29 protein-coding genes are annotated in these 16,637 nt (G+C 67.5%); all 29 read left to right on the top strand.

The annotated features are described in order from the left end of the window. Positions 1 to 5 precede the first annotated feature (5 nt). The 29 genes from rplD to truA all read left to right on the top strand — a co-directional run bounded on the left by rplD (position 6) and on the right by truA (position 16,632). Entirely contained in the window at positions 6 to 662 is a 657-nt protein-coding gene (gene rplD / locus ABZY13_RS05195; RefSeq protein WP_356627495.1) for a 50S ribosomal protein L4, read from the top strand. Continuing rightward, positions 662 to 1,081, top strand: coding sequence for a 50S ribosomal protein L23 (gene rplW, locus ABZY13_RS05190; RefSeq protein ID WP_356627494.1), 420 nt, complete (start codon positions 662 to 664; stop codon positions 1,079 to 1,081). Before rplD ends, rplW begins: the two co-directional genes overlap by 1 nt. Positions 1,082 to 1,121: 40 nt before the next feature. Continuing rightward, complete coding sequence (rplB, locus tag ABZY13_RS05185; RefSeq protein WP_030811669.1) at positions 1,122 to 1,958, top strand: 50S ribosomal protein L2; 837 nt, start codon at positions 1,122 to 1,124, stop codon at positions 1,956 to 1,958. Between the two features lie 12 nt (positions 1,959 to 1,970). Further along, positions 1,971 to 2,252 carry a 30S ribosomal protein S19 gene (gene rpsS / locus ABZY13_RS05180; RefSeq protein WP_039656232.1) on the top strand — a complete coding sequence of 94 codons (282 nt, stop codon included), beginning with the start codon at positions 1,971 to 1,973 and terminating at the stop codon, positions 2,250 to 2,252. Between the two features lie 43 nt (positions 2,253 to 2,295). Then, positions 2,296 to 2,643, top strand: coding sequence for a 50S ribosomal protein L22 (gene rplV, locus ABZY13_RS05175; protein ID WP_006130776.1), 348 nt, complete (start codon positions 2,296 to 2,298; stop codon positions 2,641 to 2,643). After that, complete coding sequence (gene rpsC / locus ABZY13_RS05170; RefSeq protein ID WP_356627493.1) at positions 2,643 to 3,470, top strand: 30S ribosomal protein S3; 828 nt, start codon at positions 2,643 to 2,645, stop codon at positions 3,468 to 3,470. Before rplV ends, rpsC begins: the two co-directional genes overlap by 1 nt. A gap of 5 nt (positions 3,471 to 3,475) precedes the next feature. Beyond that, positions 3,476 to 3,895 carry a 50S ribosomal protein L16 gene (gene rplP, locus ABZY13_RS05165; RefSeq protein ID WP_190037507.1) on the top strand — a complete coding sequence of 140 codons (420 nt, stop codon included), beginning with the start codon at positions 3,476 to 3,478 and terminating at the stop codon, positions 3,893 to 3,895. Further along, complete coding sequence (gene rpmC, locus ABZY13_RS05160; protein ID WP_007494763.1) at positions 3,895 to 4,119, top strand: 50S ribosomal protein L29; 225 nt, start codon at positions 3,895 to 3,897, stop codon at positions 4,117 to 4,119. The genes rplP and rpmC overlap by 1 nt, the downstream gene beginning before the upstream one ends. After that, entirely contained in the window at positions 4,116 to 4,400 is a 285-nt protein-coding gene (gene rpsQ / locus ABZY13_RS05155; protein ID WP_014674375.1) for a 30S ribosomal protein S17, read from the top strand. The genes rpmC and rpsQ overlap by 4 nt, the downstream gene beginning before the upstream one ends. A 97-nt stretch (positions 4,401 to 4,497) precedes the next feature. After that, positions 4,498 to 4,866, top strand: a complete 369-nt coding sequence (rplN, locus tag ABZY13_RS05150; RefSeq protein WP_003998823.1) for a 50S ribosomal protein L14 — start codon at positions 4,498 to 4,500, stop codon at positions 4,864 to 4,866. Between the two features lie 2 nt (positions 4,867 to 4,868). Continuing rightward, positions 4,869 to 5,192 (top strand): 50S ribosomal protein L24, encoded by a 324-nt coding sequence (gene rplX, locus ABZY13_RS05145; RefSeq protein WP_009327082.1) that lies wholly within the window; start codon positions 4,869 to 4,871, stop codon positions 5,190 to 5,192. Continuing rightward, positions 5,192 to 5,749, top strand: a complete 558-nt coding sequence (gene rplE, locus ABZY13_RS05140; protein WP_356627492.1) for a 50S ribosomal protein L5 — start codon at positions 5,192 to 5,194, stop codon at positions 5,747 to 5,749. The genes rplX and rplE overlap by 1 nt, the downstream gene beginning before the upstream one ends. A 5-nt stretch (positions 5,750 to 5,754) precedes the next feature. Then, on the top strand, positions 5,755 to 5,940 hold the full coding sequence (locus tag ABZY13_RS05135; protein ID WP_003956452.1) for a type Z 30S ribosomal protein S14: 186 nt from the start codon (positions 5,755 to 5,757) through the stop codon (positions 5,938 to 5,940). Between the two features lie 213 nt (positions 5,941 to 6,153). Beyond that, the gene (gene rpsH, locus ABZY13_RS05130) at positions 6,154 to 6,552 is read left to right on the top strand and encodes a 30S ribosomal protein S8 (protein ID WP_006130772.1); all 399 of its coding nucleotides are present in this window, start codon (positions 6,154 to 6,156) and stop codon (positions 6,550 to 6,552) included. Positions 6,553 to 6,576: 24 nt separating this feature from the next. Continuing rightward, positions 6,577 to 7,116: a 50S ribosomal protein L6 gene (rplF, locus tag ABZY13_RS05125; RefSeq protein WP_356627491.1), complete on the top strand. Its 540-nt coding sequence runs from the start codon at positions 6,577 to 6,579 to the stop codon at positions 7,114 to 7,116. 3 nt (positions 7,117 to 7,119) lie between these two features. Then, complete coding sequence (rplR, locus tag ABZY13_RS05120) at positions 7,120 to 7,503, top strand: 50S ribosomal protein L18 (RefSeq protein ID WP_029380981.1); 384 nt, start codon at positions 7,120 to 7,122, stop codon at positions 7,501 to 7,503. 67 nt (positions 7,504 to 7,570) lie between these two features. Next, entirely contained in the window at positions 7,571 to 8,176 is a 606-nt protein-coding gene (gene rpsE / locus ABZY13_RS05115) for a 30S ribosomal protein S5 (RefSeq protein ID WP_324936594.1), read from the top strand. Positions 8,177 to 8,178: 2 nt separating this feature from the next. Next, complete coding sequence (rpmD, locus tag ABZY13_RS05110) at positions 8,179 to 8,361, top strand: 50S ribosomal protein L30 (protein WP_004927226.1); 183 nt, start codon at positions 8,179 to 8,181, stop codon at positions 8,359 to 8,361. Positions 8,362 to 8,363: 2 nt separating this feature from the next. Beyond that, the gene (gene rplO, locus ABZY13_RS05105; protein WP_067018996.1) at positions 8,364 to 8,819 is read left to right on the top strand and encodes a 50S ribosomal protein L15; all 456 of its coding nucleotides are present in this window, start codon (positions 8,364 to 8,366) and stop codon (positions 8,817 to 8,819) included. Between the two features lie 242 nt (positions 8,820 to 9,061). Next, the gene (gene secY / locus ABZY13_RS05100) at positions 9,062 to 10,375 is read left to right on the top strand and encodes a preprotein translocase subunit SecY (RefSeq protein WP_356627489.1); all 1,314 of its coding nucleotides are present in this window, start codon (positions 9,062 to 9,064) and stop codon (positions 10,373 to 10,375) included. Beyond that, complete coding sequence (locus ABZY13_RS05095; protein WP_356627488.1) at positions 10,375 to 11,037, top strand: adenylate kinase; 663 nt, start codon at positions 10,375 to 10,377, stop codon at positions 11,035 to 11,037. Before secY ends, ABZY13_RS05095 begins: the two co-directional genes overlap by 1 nt. Before the next feature lie 214 nt (positions 11,038 to 11,251). Further along, positions 11,252 to 12,088, top strand: a complete 837-nt coding sequence (map, locus tag ABZY13_RS05090) for a type I methionyl aminopeptidase (RefSeq protein WP_356627487.1) — start codon at positions 11,252 to 11,254, stop codon at positions 12,086 to 12,088. Positions 12,089 to 12,292: 204 nt separating this feature from the next. Beyond that, positions 12,293 to 12,514: a translation initiation factor IF-1 gene (infA, locus tag ABZY13_RS05085; RefSeq protein WP_003948620.1), complete on the top strand. Its 222-nt coding sequence runs from the start codon at positions 12,293 to 12,295 to the stop codon at positions 12,512 to 12,514. 60 nt (positions 12,515 to 12,574) lie between these two features. Continuing rightward, entirely contained in the window at positions 12,575 to 12,688 is a 114-nt protein-coding gene (gene rpmJ / locus ABZY13_RS05080) for a 50S ribosomal protein L36 (protein ID WP_003998809.1), read from the top strand. 189 nt (positions 12,689 to 12,877) lie between these two features. Further along, positions 12,878 to 13,258 (top strand): 30S ribosomal protein S13, encoded by a 381-nt coding sequence (gene rpsM / locus ABZY13_RS05075; protein WP_006130767.1) that lies wholly within the window; start codon positions 12,878 to 12,880, stop codon positions 13,256 to 13,258. 66 nt (positions 13,259 to 13,324) lie between these two features. Beyond that, positions 13,325 to 13,729, top strand: a complete 405-nt coding sequence (gene rpsK, locus ABZY13_RS05070) for a 30S ribosomal protein S11 (RefSeq protein ID WP_003956432.1) — start codon at positions 13,325 to 13,327, stop codon at positions 13,727 to 13,729. Positions 13,730 to 13,851: 122 nt separating this feature from the next. Beyond that, the gene (locus tag ABZY13_RS05065; protein ID WP_003966937.1) at positions 13,852 to 14,874 is read left to right on the top strand and encodes a DNA-directed RNA polymerase subunit alpha; all 1,023 of its coding nucleotides are present in this window, start codon (positions 13,852 to 13,854) and stop codon (positions 14,872 to 14,874) included. 215 nt (positions 14,875 to 15,089) lie between these two features. Then, positions 15,090 to 15,632 carry a 50S ribosomal protein L17 gene (gene rplQ, locus ABZY13_RS05060; protein ID WP_356627486.1) on the top strand — a complete coding sequence of 181 codons (543 nt, stop codon included), beginning with the start codon at positions 15,090 to 15,092 and terminating at the stop codon, positions 15,630 to 15,632. Between the two features lie 142 nt (positions 15,633 to 15,774). After that, positions 15,775 to 16,632: a tRNA pseudouridine(38-40) synthase TruA gene (gene truA, locus ABZY13_RS05055; protein ID WP_356627485.1), complete on the top strand. Its 858-nt coding sequence runs from the start codon at positions 15,775 to 15,777 to the stop codon at positions 16,630 to 16,632. The last annotated feature ends 5 nt before the right edge of the window (positions 16,633 to 16,637 follow it).

Raw genomic sequence — 16,637 nt, 5'->3', positions numbered from 1 at the left:
AACCGATGAGCACTGTTGACATCCTTTCGCCGGCGGGCGACAAGGCCGGTTCCGTCGAGCTCCCCGCGGAGATCTTCGGCGTTGAGAAGGTCAGCATCCCGCTGATCCACCAGGTCGTCGTCGCACAGCTGGCCGCTGCCCGTCAGGGCACGCACAAGACCAAGACCCGTGGCGAGGTCCGCGGCGGCGGCAAGAAGCCGTACCGCCAGAAGGGCACCGGCCGCGCCCGTCAGGGCTCGACCCGCGCCCCGCAGTTCGCCGGCGGTGGCGTCGTCCACGGCCCGCAGCCGCGCGACTACTCGCAGCGCACCCCGAAGAAGATGAAGGCCGCCGCCCTGCGGCACGCCCTCACCGACCGGGCGCGTCACAACCGCATCCACGTCGTCACCGGCGTGGTCGAGGGCGAGACCCCCTCCACGAAGGCCGCGAAGAGCCTGTTCGGCAAGATCAGCGAGCGCAAGAACCTGCTCCTGGTCGTCGACCGCGCCGACGAGGCCGCGTGGCTGTCCGCCCGCAACCTGCCCCAGGTCCACATCCTGGAGCCGGGCCAGCTGAACACGTACGACGTTCTCGTCTCCGACGACGTGGTCTTCACCAAGGCCGCTTTCGAGTCCTTCGTGTCCGGCCCGAAGGCCACCGACACCGAAGGGAGCGAGGCCTGATGGCTATCCGTCACCCCTCCATCGCCTCGAAGGCCGCCAAGGCCGCCAAGGCCGCGCGCGTCGCCAAGGCGCGTCGCCACGCCGCAGAGGGCAAGAACACCGTCGAGACGCCGCTGAGCAAGTCGTACACGGACCCCCGTGACGTGCTGCTCAAGCCGGTCGTCTCCGAGAAGAGCTACGCGCTCCTCGACGAGAACAAGTACACGTTCGTCGTCGACCCGCGTGCCAACAAGACCCAGATCAAGGAGGCCGTGCAGGCGGTCTTCTCGGTCAAGGTCACCGGGGTCAACACGATCAACCGCCAGGGCAAGCGCAAGCGGACCCGCACCGGTTTCGGCCAGCGTGCCGCGACCAAGCGCGCGATCGTGACCCTCGCCGAGGGCGACCGTATCGACATCTTCGGCGGTCCGACCTCCTGACGGAGGTCCGGATCGTCCGATATCGGACGAGGACTGAGAAATGGGTATCCGCAAGTACAAGCCGACGACTCCTGGCCGTCGTGGCGCCAGCGTCGCCGACTTCGTCGAGGTCACGCGGTCCACGCCGGAGAAGTCGCTGGTCCGCCCGCTGCACAGCAAGGGCGGCCGTAACAACGCCGGTCGTGTGACCGTTCGCCACCAGGGTGGCGGACACAAGCGCGCCTACCGCGTGATCGACTTCCGTCGTCACGACAAGGACGGCGTGCCGGCGAAGGTCGCGCACATCGAGTACGACCCCAACCGCACCGCGCGCATCGCGCTGCTGCACTACGCCGACGGCGAGAAGCGCTACATCCTCGCCCCGCGCAACCTGCAGCAGGGCGACCGCGTCGAGAACGGTCCCGGGGCCGACATCAAGCCGGGCAACAACCTGGCGCTCCGCAACATCCCGGTCGGTACCACGATCCACGCGATCGAGCTCCGCCCCGGTGGCGGCGCCAAGTTCGCCCGCTCCGCCGGCGCCTCCGTGCAGCTGCTCGCGAAGGAGGGCTCGATGGCCCACCTCCGCATGCCGTCCGGAGAGATCCGCCTGGTCGACGTGCGCTGCCGCGCCACCGTCGGCGAGGTCGGCAACGCCGAGCAGTCGAACATCAACTGGGGCAAGGCCGGCCGCAAGCGCTGGCTGGGCGTTCGCCCGACCGTGCGTGGTGTGGTCATGAACCCGGTGGACCACCCGCACGGTGGTGGTGAGGGCCGTACCTCCGGTGGCCGCCACCCGGTCTCCCCGTGGGGCAAGAAGGAAGGCCGTACTCGTTCGCCCAAGAAGGCGTCGAACAAGTACATCGTCCGCCGCCGCAAGACGAACAAGAAGCGCTAAGGACGGGTTGAGATGCCTCGTAGCTTGAAGAAGGGGCCCTTCGTCGACGACCACCTGATGAAGAAGGTGGACTCGCAGAACGAAGCCGGCACCAAGAACGTCATCAAGACCTGGTCCCGTCGCTCGATGATCGTCCCGGCGATGCTCGGCCACACGATCGCGGTGCACAACGGCAAGACCCACATCCCGGTGTTCGTCACCGAGTCGATGGTCGGCCACAAGCTCGGCGAGTTCTCGCCGACGCGCACCTTCCGGGGTCACGTCAAGGAAGACCGGAAGTCGAAGCGCCGCTAGCAGCGGATCGCATTCAGACACGTAAGTAACTGAAGGGACAACCATGGAAGCCAGGGCCCAGGCGCGGTACATCCGCGTCACGCCCATGAAGGCCCGCCGCGTGGTGGACCTCATCCGTGGCATGGACGCCACGGAGGCCCAGGCGGTCCTGCGATTCGCTCCGCAGGCCGCCTCCGTGCCGGTCGGCAAGGTGCTCGACAGCGCCATCGCCAACGCCGCGCACAACTACGACCACACCGACGTCGACAGCCTCTTCATTTCCGAGGCCTACGTCGACGAGGGCCCGACCCTCAAGCGGTTCCGGCCGCGCGCCCAGGGCCGTGCCTACCGGATCCGTAAGCGGACCAGCCACATCACGGTGGTCGTCAGCAGCAAGGAAGGAACCCGGTAATGGGCCAGAAGGTAAACCCGCACGGGTTCCGGCTCGGCATCACCACCGACTTCAAGTCGCGTTGGTACGCCGACAAGCTGTACAAGGACTACGTCAAGGAAGACGTCGCCATCCGTCGGATGATGACGTCCGGCATGGAGCGCGCCGGCATCTCCAAGGTGGAGATCGAGCGCACCCGTGACCGCGTCCGCGTCGACATCCACACCGCGCGTCCCGGCATCGTCATCGGCCGCCGCGGCGCCGAGGCCGACCGTATCCGCGGTGACCTGGAGAAGCTGACCGGCAAGCAGGTCCAGCTGAACATCCTCGAGGTCAAGAACCCGGAGACGGACGCTCAGCTGGTGGCCCAGGCCGTCGCCGAGCAGCTGTCCTCCCGCGTCTCCTTCCGCCGTGCCATGCGCAAGAGCATGCAGTCGGCGATGAAGGCGGGCGCCAAGGGCATCAAGATCCAGTGCGGTGGCCGTCTCGGCGGCGCCGAGATGTCCCGCTCGGAGTTCTACCGCGAGGGCCGTGTGCCCCTGCACACGCTCCGCGCGAACGTGGACTACGGCTTCTTCGAGGCCAAGACGACCTTCGGCCGCATCGGCGTGAAGGTCTGGATCTACAAGGGCGACGTGAAGAACATCGCCGAGGTCCGCGCCGAGAACGCCGCCGCCCGTGCGGGCAACCGCCCGGCCCGCGGTGGCGGCTCCGACCGCCCGGCCCGTGGTGGCCGCGGTGGCGAGCGGCGCGGTCGCAAGCCGCAGCAGGCTGCCGGCGCCGAGGCCCCCAAGGCCGAGGCCCCCGCGGCTGCCGCTCCGGCTGAGAGCACCGGAACGGAGGCCTGACCGACATGCTGATCCCCCGTAGGGTCAAGCACCGCAAGCAGCACCACCCGAAGCGCCGTGGTCAGGCCAAGGGCGGTACCACGGTCGCGTTCGGCGAGTACGGCATCCAGGCCCTCACGCCGGCGTACGTGACCAACCGCCAGATCGAGGCGGCCCGTATCGCCATGACCCGCCACATCAAGCGTGGTGGCAAGGTCTGGATCAACATCTACCCGGACCGTCCGCTCACGAAGAAGCCGGCCGAGACCCGCATGGGTTCCGGTAAGGGTTCTCCGGAGTGGTGGGTCGCGAACGTGCACCCGGGCCGGGTCATGTTCGAGCTGTCGTACCCCAACGAGAAGATCGCCCGTGAGGCGCTGACCCGTGCGGCCCACAAGCTGCCGATGAAGTGCCGGATCGTCAAGCGCGAGGCAGGTGAAGCGTGATGTCGGCCGGTACCAAGGCGTCCGAGCTGCGCGAGCTGGGCAACGAGGAGCTTCTGGCGAAGCTCCGCGAGGCCAAGGAAGAGCTGTTCAACCTCCGCTTCCAGGCGGCGACCGGTCAGCTCGAGAACCACGGCCGGCTCAAGGCCGTCCGTAAGGACATCGCGCGGATCTACACCCTGATGCGCGAGCGCGAGCTGGGCATCGAAACGGTGGAGAACGCATGAGCGAGAGCAACGTGACCGAGAACACTGAGGCACGCGGATTCCGCAAGACCCGCGAGGGTCTGGTCGTCAGCGACAAGATGGACAAGACCGTCGTCGTCGCCGTCGAGGACCGCGTCAAGCACGCGCTGTACGGCAAGGTCATCCGCCGTACGAACAAGCTCAAGGCGCACGACGAGCAGAACGCCGCGGGTGTCGGCGACCGCGTCCTCCTGATGGAGACCCGGCCGCTGTCCGCGACGAAGCGCTGGCGCGTCGTCGAGATCCTCGAGAAGGCCAAGTAATCCCTGCGGGGGAAAACCCGCAGGACAGTTCCGCCAGGCTCCGGGGGCCGCTCGATGAGAGGCCCCCGGGGAACCGGCAGACGATCAGGAGATAGACGTGATCCAGCAGGAGTCGCGACTGCGTGTCGCCGACAACACTGGTGCGAAGGAGATCCTTTGCATCCGTGTGCTCGGTGGCTCCGGTCGCCGCTACGCGGGCATCGGTGACGTCATCGTCGCCACCGTCAAGGACGCGATCCCCGGTGGCAACGTGAAGAAGGGTGACGTCGTCAAGGCGGTCATCGTTCGCACCGTCAAGGAGCGCCGCCGTCCGGACGGCTCGTACATCCGCTTCGACGAGAACGCCGCCGTCATTCTGAAGAACGACGGCGACCCTCGCGGCACCCGTATCTTCGGCCCGGTGGGCCGTGAGCTGCGCGAGAAGAAGTTCATGAAGATCATCTCGCTCGCGCCGGAGGTGCTGTAAGCATGAAGATCAAGAAGGGCGACCTGGTCCAGGTCATCACCGGTAAGGACAAGGGCAAGCAGGGCAAGGTCATCGCGGCCTTCCCCCGCGAGGACCGCGTCCTGGTCGAGGGTGTCAACCGGGTCAAGAAGCACACCAAGGCCGGCCCCACCGCTCGCGGTTCGCAGGCCGGCGGGATCGTGACCACCGAGGCCCCCATCCACGTGAGCAACGTTCAGCTCGTCGTGGAGAAGGACGGCAAGAAGGTCGTGACCCGCGTCGGTTACCGCTTCGACGAAGAGGGCAACAAGATCCGCGTTGCCAAGCGGACGGGTGAGGACATCTGATGGCTACCACCACCACTCCGCGTCTGAAGACGAAGTACCGCGAGGAGATCGCGGGCAAGCTGCGTGAGCAGTTCCAGTACGAGAACGTCATGCAGGTCCCCGGCCTCGTCAAGATCGTGGTCAACATGGGTGTCGGCGACGCCGCCCGTGACTCGAAGCTGATCGAGGGCGCGATCCGCGACCTGACCACCATCACCGGTCAGAAGCCGGCCGTCACCAAGGCCCGCAAGTCCATCGCGCAGTTCAAGCTGCGCGAGGGCCAGCCGATCGGCGCCCACGTCACGCTCCGTGGCGACCGCATGTGGGAGTTCCTGGACCGCACCCTGTCGCTCGCGCTGCCGCGCATCCGCGACTTCCGCGGCCTGTCCCCCAAGCAGTTCGACGGCCGTGGCAACTACACCTTCGGTCTCACGGAGCAGGTCATGTTCCACGAGATCGACCAGGACAAGATCGACCGTGTCCGGGGTATGGACATCACCGTGGTCACCACGGCGACCAACGACGAAGAGGGCCGTGCCCTTCTCCGTCACCTCGGCTTCCCGTTCAAGGAGGCGTGAGCGAGATGGCGAAGAAGGCTCTCATCGCGAAGGCTGCTCGCAAGCCCAAGTTCGGCGTGCGCGCGTACACCCGCTGCCAGCGCTGCGGTCGTCCGCACTCCGTCTACCGCAAGTTCGGCCTGTGCCGCGTGTGCCTTCGTGAGATGGCTCACCGTGGCGAGCTGCCGGGCGTGACCAAGAGCTCCTGGTAATCCCCTCTTTCAGGGATTAGCAGGACTCTCGGTAAGTATCTGGGGCGGCCAGGCGCCCACCTCCCATGCCGTAGGCTGGTGGGGTTGGGCGTCTGCCGCCGCCCGTACGACTTACTACGCCGTAGGTCCACCGCGCCGCACCCGTCCCGTCTCGGATCGGGGAGAGGGATGGCGCACCAGGAAACCCCGGCGAGAGAGGCCGAAGGCCAATTCATGACCATGACTGATCCGATCGCAGACATGCTTACGCGTCTGCGGAACGCGAACTCGGCATACCACGACACCGTGTCGATGCCGCACTCGAAGATCAAGTCGCACATCGCGGAGATCCTCCAGCAGGAGGGCTTCATCACGGGCTGGAAGGTCGAGGACGCCGAGGTCGGCAAGAACCTCGTCCTCGAGCTGAAGTTCGGCCCGAACCGTGAGCGCTCCATCGCGGGCATCAAGCGGATCTCCAAGCCCGGTCTCCGGGTGTACGCGAAGTCCACCAACCTGCCGAAGGTGCTGGGCGGCCTGGGCGTGGCGATCATCTCCACGTCGCACGGGCTCCTCACCGACAAGCAGGCCGGCAAGAAGGGCGTGGGTGGGGAAGTCCTCGCCTACGTCTGGTAGCGGAAGGGAACGGAGGCAACAGCTATGTCGCGCATCGGCAAGCTCCCCATCGCGGTTCCCGCCGGCGTGGACGTCACCATCGATGGCCGCACGGTCAAGGTCAAGGGCCCCAAGGGCGAACTGACCCACACCGTCGCCGCGCCGATCGAGATCGTCAAGGGTGAGGACGGCGTTCTGAACGTCACCCGCCCGAACGACGAGCGTCAGAACAAGGCCCTGCACGGCCTGTCCCGCACGCTGGTGGCGAACATGATCACCGGCGTGACCCAGGGTTACGTGAAGAAGCTCGAGATCAGCGGTGTCGGTTACCGCGTCCAGGCCAAGGGCTCCAACCTGGAGTTCTCCCTGGGCTACAGCCACCCGATCACGGTCGAGGCCCCCGAGGGGATCACCTTCAAGGTGGAGAACCCGACCCGTTTCTCGGTCGAGGGCATCGACAAGCAGAAGGTCGGCGAGGTTGCGGCCAACATCCGCAAGCTGCGCAAGCCCGACCCGTACAAGGCCAAGGGCGTCAAGTACGAGGGCGAAGTCATCCGCCGCAAGGTCGGAAAGGCGGGTAAGTAAGCCATGGCATACGGGCAGAAGATCCTCAAGGGCGACGCCTACAAGCGCGCCGCGATCAAGCGCCGTCACATCCGGATCCGCAAGAAGGTCTCGGGTACTGCGGAGCGTCCCCGTCTGGTCGTGACCCGCTCCAACCGCCACATCGTGGCGCAGGTGATCGACGACCTGAAGGGCCACACCCTGGCGTCGGCGTCCACGCTGGACGCCTCGATCCGCGGTGGCGAGGGCGACAAGTCCGCGCAGGCCAAGCAGGTGGGCGCCCTGGTCGCCGAGCGTGCCAAGGCCGCCGGTGTCGAGGCCGTCGTGTTCGACCGTGGTGGCAACCAGTACGCCGGGCGCATCGCCGCCCTGGCGGACGCCGCCCGCGAAGCCGGCCTGAAGTTCTAGAGCCGCCCGTCGCGGAACGACTCAGTCGTTACCGCGTAGCTAGCGGAAACAGAGAGAGGTAATTCCAATGGCTGGACCCCAGCGCCGCGGAAGCGGTGCCGGTGGCGGCGAGCGGCGGGACCGGAAGGGCCGTGACGGCGGCGCAGCTGCCGCCGAGAAGACCGCTTACGTTGAGCGCGTCGTCGCGATCAACCGCGTCGCCAAGGTTGTGAAGGGTGGTCGTCGCTTCAGCTTCACCGCGCTGGTCGTGGTGGGCGACGGTGACGGCACCGTGGGTGTCGGATACGGCAAGGCCAAGGAGGTGCCGGCCGCCATCGCCAAGGGCGTTGAGGAGGCCAAGAAGCACTTCTTCAAGGTCCCCCGCATCCAGGGCACCATCCCGCACCCGATCCAGGGTGAGAAGGCTGCCGGCGTCGTGCTGCTCAAGCCCGCGTCGCCCGGTACCGGCGTTATCGCCGGTGGCCCGGTGCGTGCCGTGCTCGAGTGCGCCGGTATTCACGACGTGCTGTCGAAGTCGCTCGGCTCCGACAACGCCATCAACATCGTGCACGCGACCGTGGCGGCCCTCAAGGGCCTGCAGCGTCCCGAGGAGATCGCGGCCCGCCGTGGTCTGCCCCTCGAGGACGTCGCTCCCGCGGCTCTCCTTCGTGCGCGTGCCGGGGCGGGTGCGTAATCATGGCGCAGCTCAGGATCACGCAGGTCAAGTCCTACATCGGCAGCAAGCAGAACCACCGTGACACCCTGCGGTCCCTTGGTCTCAAGGGCATCAACACGCAGGTCGTCAAGGAGGACCGCCCCGAGTTCCGCGGCATGGTGCACACCGTCCGCCACCTCGTGACGGTCGAGGAGGTCGACTGATCATGGCGGAGAACAACCCGCTCAAGATCCACAACCTCCGTCCGGCCCCGGGCGCCAAGACCGCCAAGACCCGTGTGGGTCGTGGTGAGGCGTCGAAGGGTAAGACGGCCGGTCGTGGTACCAAGGGCACCAAGGCCCGTTACCAGGTTCCGGAGCGCTTCGAGGGTGGCCAGATGCCGCTCCACATGCGCCTCCCGAAGCTGAAGGGCTTCAAGAACCCGTTCAAGACCGAGTACCAGGTCGTGAACCTCGACAAGCTGGCCGCGCTGTACCCCGAGGGTGGCGAGGTCACCGTCGAGGGCCTCGTGGCCAAGGGCGCGGTGCGCAAGAACAGCCTCGTCAAGGTCCTCGGCCAGGGCGAGATCTCCGTGGCGCTGCAGGTGACGGTCGACGCCGTCTCCGGCTCCGCCAAGGAGAAGATCACCGCCGCCGGCGGCACCGTCACCGAGCTCGTCTGAACACCTCGGACGTCTTGTTGACTTGAGCGATCCCGACCGGGGATACCCCACAAAAGGGGTATCCCCGGTTGGTCGTTCCTAGGGTGGCGGTCCCGCGGGTAAGGTGGCCTGCACTGCCGACTTCCACTGGTGCGCCTGCTGGGGCACTCTGGGCGGCAGTTGTCCGTTAAAAAGTCGTTGTTCTGTTGGAACCTCAATACCGTCACCCTTGACGCAGATGCGCGGGGGTCGCAGGAGGCACCGTGCTCACCGCGTTCGCCCGGGCGTTCAAGACGCCCGACCTGCGCAAGAAGCTGCTCTTCACGCTCGGCATCATCGTGGTGTACCGGGTCGGTACACACGTGCCGATTCCGGGCGTCGACTACCAGAACGTCCAGACCTGTATCGACGTGGCCAAGGGCAACCAGGGCCTGTTCGGTCTGGTGAACATGTTCAGCGGCGGTGCACTGCTGCAGATCACGATCTTCGCGCTCGGCATCATGCCGTACATCACCGCGAGCATCATCCTGCAGCTTCTGACGGTGGTGATCCCGCGCCTGGAGGCCCTGAAGAAGGAGGGCCAGTCCGGCACGGCGAAGATCACGCAGTACACCCGCTACCTGACCGTGGCGCTGGCCATCCTGCAGGGCACCGGCCTCGTCGCCACCGCCCGCAGCGGCGCCCTCTTCCAGGGCTGCCCCGTCGCGAGCGACATCGTTCCCGACCAGTCGATCTTCGTGACCGTCACCATGGTCATCGTGATGACCGCCGGCACCGCCGTCGTGATGTGGCTCGGCGAGCTGATCACCGACCGCGGCATCGGCAACGGCATGTCGATCCTGATGTTCATCTCGATCGCCGCGACCTTCCCGGCCGCGCTGTGGGCCATCAAGGAGCAGGGCACCCTGGCCGACGGCTGGATCGAGTTCGGGACCGTCATCCTGGTCGGTCTGTTCATGGTCGGTCTGGTGGTCTTCGTCGAGCAGGCTCAGCGCCGGATCCCGGTCCAGTACGCCAAGCGTATGATCGGCCGCCGTTCCTACGGTGGTACGTCCACCTACATCCCTCTCAAGGTGAACCAGGCGGGTGTGATTCCCGTCATCTTCGCCTCGTCACTGCTCTACATCCCCGCGCTGATCGCGCAGTTCTCCAGCGGCACGTCGAGCTGGAAGACCTGGATCGAGGCGAATCTCGTGCAGGGAGATGACCCGATCTATATCGCTCTGTACTTCTTGCTCATTGTTTTCTTCGCGTTCTTCTACGTGGCGATCTCCTTCAACCCCGAGGAAGTCGCGGACAACATGAAGAAGTATGGTGGCTTCATCCCGGGCATCCGGGCTGGCCGTCCGACCGCTGAGTACCTCAGCTACGTACTCAACCGGATCACCTGGCCGGGTTCGCTGTACCTGGGTCTGATCGCTCTCGTGCCGACGATGGCGTTGGTTGGTTTCGGGGCAAACCAGAACTTCCCGTTCGGCGGTACCAGCATCCTGATCATCGTGGGTGTCGGTCTCGAGACGGTGAAGCAGATCGAGAGCCAGCTCCAGCAGCGCAATTACGAAGGGTTCCTCCGCTGATGCGAATCGTCCTCGTCGGGCCGCCGGGCGCGGGCAAGGGTACGCAAGCCACCCGCCTTGCCGAGAAGCTGTCGATCCCGCACATCTCCACGGGCGACCTGTTCCGGGCCAACATCAGTCGGCAGACGGAACTCGGCAAGCTCGCGAAGTCCTACATGGACGCCGGCAACCTGGTGCCGGACGAGGTCACGATCGCGATGGCCAAGGACCGCATGGAGCAGCCGGACGCCGAGAAGGGCTTCCTGCTCGACGGCTTCCCGCGCAACGTCTCGCAGGCCGAGGCGCTGGACGAGCTGCTGCGGACCGAGGACATCCGGCTGGACGCCGTGCTGGACCTGGAAGCCCCCGAGGACGAGGTCGTCAAGCGGATCGCCGGCCGGCGCATCTGCCGCAACGACTCCGCGCACGTCTTCCACGTCTCGTACAGCGCGCCGAAGCAGGAGGGCGTCTGCGACGTCTGCGGCGGCGAGCTGTACCAGCGGGACGACGACTCCGAGGACACCGTCCGCAAGCGGCTCGAGGTCTACCACACGCAGACCGAGCCGATCATCGACTACTACAAGGCGCAGGGACTGGTCGTGACCATCTCGGCGCTGGGTCCGGTGGACGAGGTCACGGGCCGCGCCCTGGAGGCCCTCAAGCGCGACGAGGACGGCCGGTAGCCGTTCGTGCACAGCGAACAGCCGCGGCTCCCCTGGTGGGGGGCCGCGGCTGCTGTGTGGACGGCCGCCGTACGCCCTTATGGTGGAAAGAGTCCGCCCGGGCCGCCCCCGGCAGCCTGGGTCGTCGCAGCCGTCCGCCGCCGGAGCCGTCCGGCGCCGTTCCTCCCCCTTCCGTCCCCGGTCCCGTCGAGGTCCGAGAAAGGCCGTAGTCCCCATGGTGCAGATCAAGAGCCCCGAGCAGATCGCCAGGATGCGTGCGGCGGGGCTGGTGGTCGCCGCGATCCACGCCGCGACCCGTGAGGCCGCCGTGCCCGGCGCCAGCACCAAGGACCTGGACGAGGTCGCGCGCAAGGTGCTCGCCGAGCACGGAGCCAAGTCCAACTTCCTCGGCTACGGAGGGTTCCCGGCGACGATCTGCACGTCCGTGAACGAGGTCGTGGTGCACGGCATCCCGTCCGAGGACGTCGTCCTCAAGGACGGGGACATCATCTCCATCGACTGCGGCGCGGTCGTCGACGGCTGGCACGGCGACGCCGCCTACACGGCGTTCGTGGGCTCCGGTCACGCCCCGGAGCTGATCGAGCTGTCCCGGGTGACCGAGGAGTCGATGTGGGCGGGCATCGCGGCCATGAAGCAGGGCAACCGGCTGGTGGACGTGTCCAGGGCCATCGAGACGTACATCCGGCGCCAGCCCAGGCCCGGCGGCGGGCGGTACGGGATCATCGAGGACTACGGCGGCCACGGCATCGGCACCGAGATGCACATGGACCCGCATCTGCTGAACTACGTCGACCGGCGGCGCGGCAAGGGACCCAAGCTGGTGCCCGGCTTCTGCCTCGCCATCGAGCCGATGGTGTCGCTGGGCACCCCGCGCACGCGCGTGCTCGAGGACGACTGGACGGTCATCACCACGGACGGCACCTGGTCGTCGCACTGGGAGCACTCGGTCGCGCTGACCGAGGCGGGCCCGCTGGTGCTGACCGCGCCGGACGGCGGCCGGGCGAAGCTGGCGGAGTACGGGATCTCCGCGGCGCCGGACCCGCTGGGCTGAGAGCCGCCGTCACGGCGCGCCGCCCCGGGCACGGCGTTCGGGTGCGTGGCGTTCGGGCTTAGGGATCTTCCGAGTGGGGCAGACTGTCGCGATTCGTGTTTCCGGGAGCGCTGACGTAGACTGACTCGTCGGCTCTCGTGCACCCGCATGTCCGCATGCGGTCGTACGAAGGTCGATCAAGGTAGTCGATTCGAAGGGCGAAGCGTGGCCAAGAAGCAAGGTGCCATCGAGATCGAGGGCACTGTCGTCGAGTCTCTTCCGAACGCCATGTTCAAGGTCGAGCTCCAGAACGGCCACCAGGTCCTGGCACACATCAGCGGCAAGATGCGCATGCACTACATCCGCATCCTCCCTGACGACCGGGTCGTGGTGGAGCTGTCTCCGTACGACCTGACGCGTGGCCGGATCGTCTACCGGTACAAGTAGATCTTGCCCACACCCCGGGCGACCGGGGTCGCCGGCAACTGACCCGGAGAACCTCACCCCATGAAGGTCAAGCCGAGCGTCAAGAAGATCTGCGACAAGTGCAGGGTGATCCGCCGTCACGGTCGGGTCATGGTCATCTGCGAGAACCCGCGCCACAAGCAGCGCCAGGGCTGACCGCAGGATCATTCCCTCTGCCCTCCGCAGAGATTCGCGCGACGCGAGCTGAATATGTTCATACGCAGGGCCCGGACGCGCGCGCGTCCGACACCCCCGGTTCGGAGGCCGGGGACCCAGTTCGTACCTGGTACGGCGGCTGGGATCCGGTCCTGTGGAAGACCTCCGAAGATCAACTGGAGCCATTGAATGGCACGCGTTTCCGGTGTTGACATCCCGCGCGAAAAGCGCGTGGAGATCGCCCTCACCTACGTGTTCGGCATCGGCCGGACCCTCTCCCAGCAGACGCTGGCCGCCACCGGCGTGGACCCGAACACCCGTGTTCGGGACCTCACCGAGGAGCAGCTGGTCGCGATCCGCGAATACGTCGACAACAACATCAAGACCGAGGGTGACCTCCGTCGCGAGATCCAGGCCGACATCCGCCGCAAGGTGGAGATCGGCACCTACCAGGGTCTGCGGCACCGCCGCGGTCTGCCCGTCCGCGGTCAGCGCACCAGCACCAACGCTCGCACCCGCAAGGGCCCGCGTCGCGCCATCGCCGGCAAGAAGAAGCCGGGCAAGAAGTAGTCCGCAGCGGACTCGCCGTCCAGCGGTCTTCGCTGTAGGACCGACCACCTCCCGTAGGAGAACGACATGCCCCCCAAGGGACGTCAGGGCGCTGCCAAGAAGGTGCGCCGCAAGGAAAAGAAGAACGTCGCTCACGGCCACGCGCACATCAAGAGCACGTTCAACAACACCATCGTTTCGATCACGGACCCGTCCGGCAACGTGATCTCCTGGGCCTCCGCCGGCCACGTCGGTTTCAAGGGCTCCCGCAAGTCCACGCCGTTCGCCGCGCAGATGGCCGCCGAGTCGGCCGCCCGTCGCGCGCAGGAGCACGGCATGCGCAAGGTCGACGTGTTCGTCAAGGGCCCGGGTTCCGGTCGTGAGACCGCCATCCGCTCGCTCCAGGCGACCGGTCTCGAGGTCGGCTCCATCCAGGACGTCACCCCGACCCCGCACAACGGCTGCCGTCCCCCCAAGCGCCGTCGCGTCTGACCCCGCTTGAATCCGGGACTTCCGGGCGGTACGGCTCCTTCGGGTCGTGCCGCCCGTACCCTTGCAGTACATGGTCGGGCGTCATATAGCGGGCGCCCCCGACTGAAGGATCTGATCCACACATGCTGATCGCTCAGCGTCCCTCGTTGACCGAAGAGGTCGTCGACGAATTCCGCTCCCGGTTCGTGATCGAGCCGCTGGAGCCGGGCTTCGGCTACACCCTCGGCAACTCCCTCCGCCGTACGCTCCTGTCCTCGATCCCCGGCGCGGCCGTCACGTCGATCCGGATCGACGGCGTCCTGCACGAGTTCACCACCGTGCCGGGCGTCAAGGAGGACGTCACCGACCTGATCCTCAACATCAAGCAGCTCGTCGTGAGCAGCGAGCACGACGAGCCGGTCGTGATGTACCTGCGCAAGCAGGGCCCGGGTCTGGTCACCGCCGCCGACATCGCGCCCCCGGCCGGTGTCGAGGTGCACAACCCCGACCTCGTCCTCGCCACGCTCAACGGCAAGGGCAAGCTGGAGATGGAGCTGACGGTCGAGCGCGGCCGCGGCTACGTCTCCGCCGTGCAGAACAAGCAGGTCGGCCAGGAGATCGGCCGTATCCCGGTCGACTCGATCTACTCGCCGGTCCTCAAGGTCACGTACAAGGTCGAGGCCACGCGTGTCGAGCAGCGCACCGACTTCGACAAGCTGATCGTCGACGTCGAGACCAAGCAGGCGATGCGCCCGCGCGACGCCATGGCGTCGGCCGGCAAGACCCTGGTCGAGCTGTTCGGTCTCGCCCGCGAGCTGAACATCGACGCCGAGGGCATCGACATGGGCCCGTCCCCGACGGACGCCGCCCTCGCCGCCGATCTGGCGCTGCCGATCGAGGAGCTGGAGCTCACCGTTCGGTCGTACAACTGCCTCAAGCGTGAGGGCATCCACTCCGTGGGCGAGCTCGTCGCGCGCTCCGAGGCGGACCTGCTCGACATCCGCAACTTCGGCGCCAAGTCGATCGACGAGGTCAAGGCGAAGCTCGCGGGTATGGGCCTCGCGCTGAAGGACTCGCCTCCCGGGTTCGACCCGACCGCCGCCGCCGACGCCTTCGGCGCGGACGACGACGCGGACGCCGGGTTCGTGGAGACCGAGCAGTACTGAGCGCTCCGCGAGGAGGCCGTACTGTGACCGCGGGCCGGTCGTGGCCCGTCGCGCGACGCGACGGAGTCGCGCACCGGCACCGCCCCGCGCCACTCACGGGGCGCGGGCCCTCCGGGGCGCCCGAAAGGCGCCCCGGATCTCCGACAGGCGACCGCCTGCTCGGATACTGACTCCGGTACCTGATACGGCCGGGGCAGACACCTAGGAGAAACATCATGCCGAAGCCCACCAAGGGTGCCCGTCTGGGCGGCAGCGCCGCGCACGAGAAGCTGCTCCTCGCGAACCTCGCGAAGTCGCTCTTCGAGCACGGCAAGATCACGACCACCGAGGCGAAGGCCCGCCGCCTGCGGCCCTACGCCGAGCGTCTGATCACCAAGGCGAAGAAGGGCGACCTTCACAACCGCCGCCAGGTGCTCCAGGTCATCACGGACAAGAGCATCGTGCACACGCTCTTCACCGAGATCGGCCCGCGCTACGAGAACCGTCCGGGTGGCTACACCCGTATCACCAAGATCGGCAACCGCCGTGGCGACAACGCGCCCATGGCCGTCATCGAGCTGGTCGAGGCGCTGACGGTGGCCCAGCAGGCGACCGGCGAGGCCGAGGCCGCCACCAAGCGCGCGGTCAAGGAAGACGCCCTCAAGAAGGACGAGGCCGCCGAGGCCACGTCCGACGAGGCCGCCGAGACCAAGGTCGACACCACCAAGGCCGAGGACGCCGCCGAGGAGTCCAAGGACGAGGAGTCGAAGGACGCGTAAGCGTCTGCCGGGGACTGCCCGGTAGCGGCTGCGGCTCCGTCGTGGCCTGTCGCGCAGCTCTCCGCGCCCCCTGTGAGGGGCGTTGCGGGTCCGTTCCCTCCCGGGAGCGGGCCCGCTTTCGTGTTCCTGAGAGGATCTGTACGTGAGTGATGAAGCAGCACCCGGTTACGTCCGCGTCCGGCTCGACCTTTCCTATGACGGCACCGGGTTCCACGGCTGGGCCAAGCAGGCCGGCGGCCGGCGGACCGTGCAGGGCGAGATCGAGGACGCGCTGCGTACGGTGACCCGGTCGAAGGAGACGTACGAGCTGACCGTGGCCGGGCGGACCGACGCCGGGGTGCACGCGCGAGGGCAGGTGGCGCACGTCGACCTGCCGCGCGAGGTGTGGGCCGAGCACCGCGGCAAGCTGCTGAAGCGGCTCGCGGGACGGTTGCCGAGGGATGTGCGGGTGTGGGCGCTCCGGGAGGCGCCGGACGGCTTCAACGCGCGGTTCTCGGCGGTCTGGCGACGCTACGCCTACCGCGTGACGGACAACCCCGGCGGCGTCGATCCGCTGCTGCGCCACCACGTCCTGTGGCACGACTGGCCGCTCGACGTCGACGCCATGAACGAGGCGGCCCGGGCGCTGCTGGGGGAGCACGACTTCGCCGCGTACTGCAAGCGGCGGGAGGGCGCGACGACGATCCGCACGCTCCAGGAGCTGAGCCTGGTGCGCGGCGACGACGGCATCATCACCGCGACGGTCCGGGCGGACGCCTTCTGCCACAACATGGTGCGCTCGCTGATCGGCGCGCTGCTGTTCGTGGGGGACGGTCACCGGGGGCCCGAGTGGCCGGGGAAGGTGCTCGCCGCCGGCGTCCGGGACTCGGCGGTGCATGTCGTGCGGCCGCACGGGCTGACGCTGGAGGAGGTCGGCTATCCGGCGGACGAGCTGCTGGCGGCGCGGAACCGGGAGGCGCGGAACCGGCGGACGCTGGGGCCGCGCGGGGGATGCTGCTGACGGGG

This window comes from Streptomyces sp. NPDC006610 (assembly GCF_040611575.1).
Classification (GTDB): Bacteria; Actinomycetota; Actinomycetes; order Streptomycetales; family Streptomycetaceae; genus Streptomyces.
This window is presented reverse-complemented; position numbering and strand designations above follow the sequence as displayed.

What these genes read in the sequence shown, in the direction of transcription:
- rplD (WP_356627495.1), top strand. Translation starts at nt 6, where the DNA reads ATGAGCACTGTTGACATCCTTTCGCCGGCGGGCGACAAGGCCGGTTCC.
- rplW (WP_356627494.1), top strand. Translation starts at nt 662, where the DNA reads ATGGCTATCCGTCACCCCTCCATCGCCTCGAAGGCCGCCAAGGCCGCC.
- rplB (WP_030811669.1), top strand. Translation starts at nt 1,122, where the DNA reads ATGGGTATCCGCAAGTACAAGCCGACGACTCCTGGCCGTCGTGGCGCC.
- rpsS (WP_039656232.1), top strand. Translation starts at nt 1,971, where the DNA reads ATGCCTCGTAGCTTGAAGAAGGGGCCCTTCGTCGACGACCACCTGATG.
- rplV (WP_006130776.1), top strand. Translation starts at nt 2,296, where the DNA reads ATGGAAGCCAGGGCCCAGGCGCGGTACATCCGCGTCACGCCCATGAAG.
- rpsC (WP_356627493.1), top strand. Translation starts at nt 2,643, where the DNA reads ATGGGCCAGAAGGTAAACCCGCACGGGTTCCGGCTCGGCATCACCACC.
- rplP (WP_190037507.1), top strand. Translation starts at nt 3,476, where the DNA reads ATGCTGATCCCCCGTAGGGTCAAGCACCGCAAGCAGCACCACCCGAAG.
- rpmC (WP_007494763.1), top strand. Translation starts at nt 3,895, where the DNA reads ATGTCGGCCGGTACCAAGGCGTCCGAGCTGCGCGAGCTGGGCAACGAG.
- rpsQ (WP_014674375.1), top strand. Translation starts at nt 4,116, where the DNA reads ATGAGCGAGAGCAACGTGACCGAGAACACTGAGGCACGCGGATTCCGC.
- rplX (WP_009327082.1), top strand. Translation starts at nt 4,869, where the DNA reads ATGAAGATCAAGAAGGGCGACCTGGTCCAGGTCATCACCGGTAAGGAC.
- rplE (WP_356627492.1), top strand. Translation starts at nt 5,192, where the DNA reads ATGGCTACCACCACCACTCCGCGTCTGAAGACGAAGTACCGCGAGGAG.
- ABZY13_RS05135 (WP_003956452.1), top strand. Translation starts at nt 5,755, where the DNA reads ATGGCGAAGAAGGCTCTCATCGCGAAGGCTGCTCGCAAGCCCAAGTTC.
- rpsH (WP_006130772.1), top strand. Translation starts at nt 6,154, where the DNA reads ATGACCATGACTGATCCGATCGCAGACATGCTTACGCGTCTGCGGAAC.
- rplF (WP_356627491.1), top strand. Translation starts at nt 6,577, where the DNA reads ATGTCGCGCATCGGCAAGCTCCCCATCGCGGTTCCCGCCGGCGTGGAC.
- rplR (WP_029380981.1), top strand. Translation starts at nt 7,120, where the DNA reads ATGGCATACGGGCAGAAGATCCTCAAGGGCGACGCCTACAAGCGCGCC.
- rpsE (WP_324936594.1), top strand. Translation starts at nt 7,571, where the DNA reads ATGGCTGGACCCCAGCGCCGCGGAAGCGGTGCCGGTGGCGGCGAGCGG.
- rpmD (WP_004927226.1), top strand. Translation starts at nt 8,179, where the DNA reads ATGGCGCAGCTCAGGATCACGCAGGTCAAGTCCTACATCGGCAGCAAG.
- rplO (WP_067018996.1), top strand. Translation starts at nt 8,364, where the DNA reads ATGGCGGAGAACAACCCGCTCAAGATCCACAACCTCCGTCCGGCCCCG.
- ABZY13_RS05095 (WP_356627488.1), top strand. Translation starts at nt 10,375, where the DNA reads ATGCGAATCGTCCTCGTCGGGCCGCCGGGCGCGGGCAAGGGTACGCAA.
- map (WP_356627487.1), top strand. Translation starts at nt 11,252, where the DNA reads ATGGTGCAGATCAAGAGCCCCGAGCAGATCGCCAGGATGCGTGCGGCG.
- rpmJ (WP_003998809.1), top strand. Translation starts at nt 12,575, where the DNA reads ATGAAGGTCAAGCCGAGCGTCAAGAAGATCTGCGACAAGTGCAGGGTG.
- rpsM (WP_006130767.1), top strand. Translation starts at nt 12,878, where the DNA reads ATGGCACGCGTTTCCGGTGTTGACATCCCGCGCGAAAAGCGCGTGGAG.
- rpsK (WP_003956432.1), top strand. Translation starts at nt 13,325, where the DNA reads ATGCCCCCCAAGGGACGTCAGGGCGCTGCCAAGAAGGTGCGCCGCAAG.
- ABZY13_RS05065 (WP_003966937.1), top strand. Translation starts at nt 13,852, where the DNA reads ATGCTGATCGCTCAGCGTCCCTCGTTGACCGAAGAGGTCGTCGACGAA.
- rplQ (WP_356627486.1), top strand. Translation starts at nt 15,090, where the DNA reads ATGCCGAAGCCCACCAAGGGTGCCCGTCTGGGCGGCAGCGCCGCGCAC.